The sequence below is a fragment of the Arenibacterium sp. CAU 1754 genome (assembly GCF_054482635.1).
In genome coordinates, this window is the sequence record NZ_JBTLRG010000006.1 from 109,934 (window position 1) to 117,684 (window position 7,751).

6 protein-coding genes are annotated in these 7,751 nt (G+C 60.9%); 5 read left to right on the forward strand and 1 reads right to left on the reverse strand.

Annotated features, from left to right (window positions below):
* The first annotated feature begins 254 nt into the window (after positions 1-254).
* From ACXYMO_RS18585 to ACXYMO_RS18605, 5 genes are read left to right on the forward strand one after another with little or no spacing between them, the layout of a single operon-like run.
* On the forward strand, positions 255-1,964 hold the full coding sequence (locus ACXYMO_RS18585) for an AMP-binding protein (protein WP_458880249.1): 1,710 nt from the start codon (positions 255-257) through the stop codon (positions 1,962-1,964).
* Entirely contained in the window at positions 1,957-2,997 is a 1,041-nt protein-coding gene (gene pdhA / locus ACXYMO_RS18590; RefSeq protein ID WP_458880250.1) for a pyruvate dehydrogenase (acetyl-transferring) E1 component subunit alpha, read from the forward strand. Before ACXYMO_RS18585 ends, pdhA begins: the two co-directional genes overlap by 8 nt.
* The gene (locus ACXYMO_RS18595) at positions 2,990-3,970 is read left to right on the forward strand and encodes an alpha-ketoacid dehydrogenase subunit beta (RefSeq protein WP_458880251.1); all 981 of its coding nucleotides are present in this window, start codon (positions 2,990-2,992) and stop codon (positions 3,968-3,970) included. Before pdhA ends, ACXYMO_RS18595 begins: the two co-directional genes overlap by 8 nt.
* Positions 3,967-5,061, forward strand: coding sequence for a dihydrolipoamide acetyltransferase family protein (locus ACXYMO_RS18600; RefSeq protein WP_458880252.1), 1,095 nt, complete (start codon positions 3,967-3,969; stop codon positions 5,059-5,061). The genes ACXYMO_RS18595 and ACXYMO_RS18600 overlap by 4 nt, the downstream gene beginning before the upstream one ends.
* Positions 5,058-6,164 (forward strand): Glu/Leu/Phe/Val family dehydrogenase, encoded by a 1,107-nt coding sequence (locus ACXYMO_RS18605; protein ID WP_458880253.1) that lies wholly within the window; start codon positions 5,058-5,060, stop codon positions 6,162-6,164. The genes ACXYMO_RS18600 and ACXYMO_RS18605 overlap by 4 nt, the downstream gene beginning before the upstream one ends.
* A 648-nt stretch (positions 6,165-6,812) precedes the next feature.
* Here ACXYMO_RS18605 and ACXYMO_RS18610 read toward each other — a convergent pair.
* On the reverse strand, positions 6,813-7,451 hold the full coding sequence (locus tag ACXYMO_RS18610) for an imm11 family protein (protein ID WP_458880254.1): 639 nt from the start codon (positions 7,449-7,451) through the stop codon (positions 6,813-6,815).
* Between the last annotated feature and the right edge of the window lie 300 nt (positions 7,452-7,751).

Genomic DNA, 7,751 nt, shown 5'->3' on the forward strand with positions numbered 1-7,751 from the left:
GGGCAGCGCATTATCTGAAAACAAACCTTTCCACATTTCTGCCGACAAGAATTGCCCAAACTGCCTGGGCGGTCTTTGAGGCGCATCAAACCGGGGCACGCGCCATAATGATTTTGTTACTTCCACCGGGTCTTGATCTCGGTCAATGCCGGCGGCGCAGGGGGAAAGTACCATTTTCAATGGCTTTGTTTCGCGGCGTCCCGCAGGGTGCTGCAGAGTTGGAGCGTTACTTTGTCGTTTCGGGGGAGTAAGAGATGCCGGTCAAGAACGCTGCAAAACCGCTTAGTGTCAGCTACGAACACGGGGTGTCAGACACCCCTTTGATGGGCCTGACGGTCGGGAACCTGCTTAAGCGCACGGCCGCAGCATTTCCCGATAACGACGCGCTGATTGTTCCCTATCAGGATGTGCGCTGGAGCTACAGCGAACTGGACAGACAGGCCGATCGACTTGCGGCCGGTCTGATCGCGCTTGGGCTTACGCCGGGGGAACGCATTGGTGTCTGGGCGCCGAACATGGCCGAATGGGTGGTGTTGCAGTTTGCCACTGCCAGGGCCGGTCTGATCCTGGTCAACATCAACCCCGCTTACCGACTGTCCGAGCTTGAATTCGCGCTCCGGCAGGTCGAGGTCTGCGCGCTTGTCTTTGTTCCGAATTTCAAGAGCAGCGACTACGTGGCGATGCTTTCGGACCTGATGCCCGAGATGGTCGGCTCGACACCGGGCAGTCTGAAATCCAAGACCCTGCCCAGCCTGCGCTGGCTCGTCTCCCTTGGCGACGATCCGGTGCCCGGCGCGTTGCGTTATGCGGATGTCATGGACAAGTCCGACGAGCCATCGCACGAAAGGCTGGCGGAACTGGCAAACGTGCTGCAATTTGACGACCCGATCAATATCCAGTTCACTTCAGGTACGACCGGGCGACCCAAGGCCGCCACGCTGACGCACCACAATATCGTCAACAACGCCTATTTCACTGGCCTGCAGATGCGCCTGACCGATGCTGACCGCATGTGCATTCCGGTTCCGATGTACCACTGCTTTGGCATGGTTTTGGGGACGCTTTGTTGTGTGGCGCATGGGGCGGCGATGGTTTTTGCCTCGGCCGGGTTCGATGCCACGGCTGCCATGGACGTGACCGAAACCGAACGCTGCAGCGTGTTTCACGGGGTGCCCACCATGTTCATCGCCGCGCTGGATTCCCCGGGATTTGCCGGGCGCGATTTATCCTGTCTGCGCACCGGGATCATCGCCGGCGCCCCCTGTCCGGCGGAGTTGATGAAACGCATCATGAGCGAAATGCACATGTCGCAGATCACCATCGCCTATGGCATGACCGAAACCGGGCCGGTCAGCACCCAGACATCCGTCGATGACCCGGTGCACAGGCGTGTCGAGACCGTCGGCCGGGTGCTGCCGCATACCGAGATCAAGATCGTCGACGCAGAGGGCCGGATCACCCCGCGCGGCACCCCGGGCGAATTGCTGACACGCGGATATTGTGTGATGCCGAAATACTGGAACGATCCTGACAAGACGGCCAAGGCCATCGACGAGACGCGCTGGATCGCCAGTGGCGATATCGCGGTTGTCGATGAAGAGGGCTACTTCCAGATCGTCGGGCGCAGCAAGGACATGCTGATCCGCGGGGGCGAAAATATCTTTCCGCGCGAAATCGAGGATTTCCTGTATACCCATCCCGCCATTGAACAGGTCGAAGTGATCGGGGCGCCCGACGAAAAATACGGCGAAGAGGTGTGTGCGTGGATCAAACTGCGCGCGGGCAAGACAGCTACGGCAGACGAGATCCGCGATTTTTGCAAGGGTCAGATCGCGCATTTCAAGATCCCGCGCTACGTCAAGTTCGTCGATGAGTTTCCAATGACGATCACCGGCAAGGTGCAGAAATTCGTGATGCGGGACATGATGGCAAAGGAACTGGCGGGGGATGCAGAAAATGGCTGAACCGCTGGTCTTTCTCGATGCCGTGGGCGGGCCTGTGCGTGATCTGCCCGACTTCGCCCGTGACGGCGAGACCCTGAAGGCGCTTTATGCCGCCATGGTGCGGACCCGCAGTTTCGATGCCAAGGCGATTGCCTTGCAACGTACCGGGCGGTTGGGCACCTACGCCTCGAGCCTCGGCCAGGAGGCCATCAGCGTGGGCGTCGCCAGTGCGATGCAGGACGCGGACGTGTTCGTCCCCTCGTTCCGGGAACATGGCGGGCAGCTGTGGCGCGGCGTGACATTGCAGGAGCTGTTCCTCTACTGGGGTGGCGATGAGCGAGGCAACGACTTTGCCGGACCACGACAGGATTTCCCGGTTTGCGTCCCTGTCGCCTCGCAATACCCTCACGCTGCAGGGGTGGCGCTTGCTATGCAGCAGAAGGGCGAGCGCGGTGTGGCGGTCGCGGTTGGCGGCGACGGGTCAACCTCCAAGGGTGATTTCTACGAAGCGTTGAACGTGGTGGGGGCCTGGAACCTGCCTGCCGTGTTCGTGATCAACAACAATGCATGGGCGATTTCCGTGCCGCGCAGCGAACAGACCCAGGCCCGGAGACTGTCAGACAAGGCGATCGCCGCCGGGCTGCCAGGCGAACAGGTCGACGGCAACGACGTAATCGCGGTGCGCGAGGCAACCGAACGCGCCCTGTCCCGCGCCCGGGCAGGGGAGGGGGGCACCCTGATCGAATGCCTCAGCTATCGTCTGGGCGATCATACCACGGCCGACGATGCCAGCCGCTATCGTGACGAGGCCGAGGTCAGCCCGCATTGGAAGAATGAGCCGCTGGTCCGGCTCCGAACCCATCTGGTCGAGGTGCATGGCTGGAGCAAGGAGAACGAGGAAGCGTTGTTGCGGTCCTGTGGCGACGAGGTCGACGCAGCCGCCGACGCATATCTTGCAACTGGTCCCGAACCGGCCCGCGCCATGGTCAGGCATCTCTACGCCACGCCGCCTTCGGACCTCATGGCTCTTGCTGAGGAGCTCTGCGATGACTGACATGACGATGATCGAGGCGATCCGGACGGCGCTGGCACGCGCCCTTCAGGACGATCCCGATGTCATCCTGTTTGGCGAAGACATCGGGATCGACGGCGGTGTGTTCCGTGCTACCGATGGATTGAGCCAGCGCTTTGGCGCGTCGCGGGTGCGGGATACGCCGCTGAGTGAAACGGTGATCGCCGGCATGGCCGTGGGGGCCGCGGCACACGGGCTGAAACCGGTGGCCGAGATTCAGTTCATGGGGTTCCTCTATTCGGCGATCGACCAGTTGGCCAACCACGCCTCGCGCCTGCGCAACCGAACCCGGGGCAGACTGACCTGCCCGATGGTCCTGCGTGCCCCTTTTGGTGGCGGCATCAAGGCGCCCGAGCATCACTCCGAGAGCGTGGAGGCGATGCTGGCCCATATTCCGGGGCTGCGCGTGGTGATTCCCAGCACACCGGCGCGGGCCTATGGCCTGCTTCTGGCTGCGATCCGGGATCCGGATCCGGTCGTGTTCCTGGAACCCAAGCGGCTTTACCGGGCGAGCTCGGAACCGGTTACCGATGACGGCACCGCGTTGCGCTTGGGCGAAGCGGTCCGCCTGCGCGAAGGCCGCGATGTGACGCTGGTCAGTTGGGGGGCGATGCTGACCGAAACCCGCGCGGCGGCGGATAGGCTTGCGGCTGAAGGGATCGAGGCCGAAGTGATCGACCTGTCCTCGCTCAAACCTATCGACCGGGCAACGATCCGCGCTTCGGTTGAAAAGACCGGCCGCTGCGTGATCGTTCATGAGGCGCCGCTGACCGCCGGGCTAGGTGCCGAGATCGCTGCCGATCTTGCCGAACATAGCCTGACCAGCCTGCTGGCGCCGGTGCGCCGGGTCACCGGGTATGATACGGTGATGCCTTATCCCCGGCTTGAAGGCCACTACCTGCCCTCGACAGAACGCATCCTGCGGTCCGTCCATGACGTGATGGAGTTCGCATGACGATTTTCACACTTCCCGATCTTGGCGAGGGCCTGCAGGATGCCGAAATCGTTGCCTGGCATGTGTCAGAAGGCGACCATGTGGTCGCCGACCAGCCGCTTGTCTCGGTGGAAACCGACAAGGCCGTCGTCGAAATCCCGGCGCCGCATTCCGGTACCATCGCTCGGCTGATCGCAGCCGAAGGTGACATCGTCAAGATCGGGGCGGCCCTTGTCGATATCGAGACCGGTAAACCGCAGGATACCGGCGCGATTGTCGGTCAGCTTAAGGAAACCATCGAACCGGCCCCGCCGGCAGAGTCCCGGCCCATCCCCAGTGCTGCGGGCAAGGCAACACCTGCGGTCCGCCGCCTTGCGGATGAGAAGGGCATCGATCTGGCCACCCTGACCGGGACCGGCCCGGGCGGTGCGATCCTGACACGCGACGTCGAGGCGGCCGCGTCCGGGATTGCCGGAGAAGAGCTACGCGGTGTCAGGCGGGCGATGGCCCGGGCAATGGCAAAATCGCATGCCGTTGTCGTGCCTGCGACGGTCACCGACACCGCCGATATTTCGGCCTGGTCGGACGCCGAACAACCAACGCCCCGTCTGATCGGCGCAATGGTCGCCGCCAGTGGCAGGGAACCGGCCCTGAACGCCTGGTTCGACGGCCACCGGCGGCAGGTACATGACCATGTCGACCTCGCCTTGGCCGTGGACACGGCAGATGGGCTGTTCACGCCGGTCTTGCGCGGCGTGCAGGACGCTGTTGACATCGAGGCGCTGATAGACCGTGCCACAGGTTCTGTTCGCGACCGGTCGATTGCTCCCGAGGACATGCAGAACGCGACAATCAGCCTGTCGAATTTCGGCCCGATTGGCGGCGTGTTCGCCGCATTGGTCGTTTCGCCGCCGCAAGTCGCGATCCTGGGGGCAGGACGGGTTTCCGAACAATGCGGTGTCGTGGATGGCCGCCCCGTGATTTGTCGCGTTCTGCCGCTTTCGCTGACCTTTGACCACAGGGTTGTGACCGGCGGCGAAGCGGCGCGGTTCCTGGTCGCGCTACGCGAAGAATTGGAACGACCGGGCGGCAAAGAGGAAGGCGAAGCATGACAACGATATTCGATATGATCGATGAATTCGGACCGGAAAAAGTAGTGTATGTCAGCAATGCCGCCGTGGGTTTGAAGGCCATCGTGGTGATCGACAACGCGGCCGTCGGACCTTCGGTAGGCGGAGTGCGCATGGCGCCGGACGTCACGCTGGAAGAGTGCGCACGTCTGGCCCGCGCGATGACCCGCAAAAACGCTGCTGCGGGCCTGCCACATGGTGGCGGGAAATCGGTCATTTTTGCCGATCCAGCGATGCCGTTGCCCGAAAAAGAACGCCTGATCCGCGCATTCGCCCAAGCCATTGAGCAGTTGGCCGACTACATTCCCGGTCCCGACATGGGCACGAACGAACTCTGCATGGCCTGGATCCGTGACGAGATCGGGCGTGCCGTCGGTCTGCCGCGCGTGGTCGGCGGCATTCCTCTGGACGAGATCGGGGTCACCGGCTTAGGCGTCGCGGTCGCCGCCGAAATCGCAGAGCCGTATTGCGGAATAAAACTGAACGGCGCGCGGATAGCAATTCAGGGGTATGGCGCGGTTGGCCGGCACGCCGCCCATTGCCTCGAGGAAAAGGGCGCCCGTATCATCGCCGTCGCGGATTCGCGCGGGACCGCGATTTGCCCCGATGGATTCGACCTGCCGCGCCTTGACGCCCTGAAGGATGAAGGGAAAAGCGTCACCGACTATCCCGGCGCCACGTGCGCCGACCAAGATGCTGTGATCACGACAGAATGCGACATCCTTGTCCCGGCAGCCCGACCTGACGTCATTAACAGCTCCAATGCAGGGGCGATCAAGGCCCGGCTTGTCGTCGAGGGCGCCAATATTCCCGCCACCCGGGCGGCCGAGGAAGAACTGCACGCGCGCGATATTCTAGTGATACCGGATTTCATCGCCAATGCCGGGGGCGTGATCTGCGCCTCGGTCGAGTATCGCGGCGGCACGCAATCCCAGGCCATGGCAACGATCGACGAAAAGATCCGCCACAACACGCAAGAGGTTCTGGACCAGGTTCGCGAGCACGGTATTTTGCCGCGCGACGCGGCCAATGGGCTGGCCGAAACCCGGTTGCGTCAGGCGATGGACCTGTGCCGGAAATTCTGATTCGCACCCCAACGTGGGCCGCGCGTATTTCGCCAGCTACCCGATCAGCAGATATGAGTAGTCCTTGTCACGTGAATAGACGAAACCATCCGTAAAAGGCTCCCGGTCGTCATTTCTGGGTTTGTCGGGGTCGTGCTTCCTGTTGCAAAGCCACCCAACGCCGTCGTTTTCAGATCACGGCACGCCAATCAACCCGGCATGCTGGGCACCGGGTGTAGCGTGATCTCACTAGTGTCATAGTAGCGATCGCCACGCGCCTGATCCGTGGTCCGCATATGTTCGGGAAAATTTGTACGAAGATTTCTTCTTGGCCATACAGACTGCACATAAGAGAATGACCGCTTCGCACGCTTCGCGACCGTTTGGGCTGGGTGCCGTGTTCGTCGCTACGGGCTCAGAACTGCCGTTATCTGCTGGTGCGACGAACGGCAGGTATGCGGACGGAGCGGACGTAAACGCTCTTTACCCGAATGACAGCTTTATTACCGTTTGTTGCCCTGTGAAAAGTACAAAGGGCCTTGAAGGCGCGTTCTTCAGTGTAGAGCCGAAGTTTTTTCTAGCGTCGCAGTCAATGGCGGCTCTTCCATGGTTTACCACGACCTGATGGTCCAGAGACGTTTGTGCAACGCAAGCCACTTTGCGTTGACTTCAGGCAGCTGGTTGCAATTGTTTTGCCGCACGCACCTGTACGTGATCAGGCAAAACACAGCCTGCTGAATGACATTCAGCCATGAGTGCGTCTGAAAAAAACAAATCGGCACCGTTCACCCAGCGCTCTTTCCATAGATGGGCGTCCTCCTGCACGTCGGGCGAAAATGCCATGTCAGCGAGTGCGTCCATGGCAGAAACAATGTTGACGCGATACATCTTGTAGTCACGCGTTTCGCAGGCCCCTTCGAGGCACTGCTCCGGGACGATACTGCTCATGAATTGGTTTACCGAGAGCGCCCAGTACCGCTTGACGTAGGGCAGGCCCCTCCATCGGATTGAAATGGGCCAGAACTCATGCATGTCTGGCTCAATCTGTTCGATGATGCGCTTAAGACGACTGTCCACGGCAAAGATGCCATTTAGCTTGACGAGTGAAGACAATCTGGGCGGTAGGAATGAAGGCTCCACTTTGAATTTGGTTGGAAGGCCTTTTCCCTGTTCGCCCACATAACCATCCGCGACGCGCTGCAATGCCTCGGACTTGACGACGCACCTCGCGCCATCGAAGTCAGGGTCATCAAGGATGGAGGTTGGCAAAGTACCGCCCCTGAACGCAAGTTCGTGATCCCAATCCACGAATTCACCATTTGGGAAGGTGCGCCCAAACTCTGATTTAAATCTGATCGCTCACGCCATGGTGCTGCTCCGGTTTTTTTTGGGCTTGTAACGCGTCGAGAAGGCGAGAGTTGGGCATGTCCCTAGAAAAACCAAGGCAGCGGTAGCTGCTTTTCCGTGTGTGCTGTAAGGTCAATCTGGACCTGTCGCGGTTTGATGCCGCTCCTTTGATAGCATTTACTGCAACAAAGGAGACTGACTATGGGACTGAAACGAACGGACGAATTCCGAGCAGATGCGGTGCGTATCGCGCTGACCAGC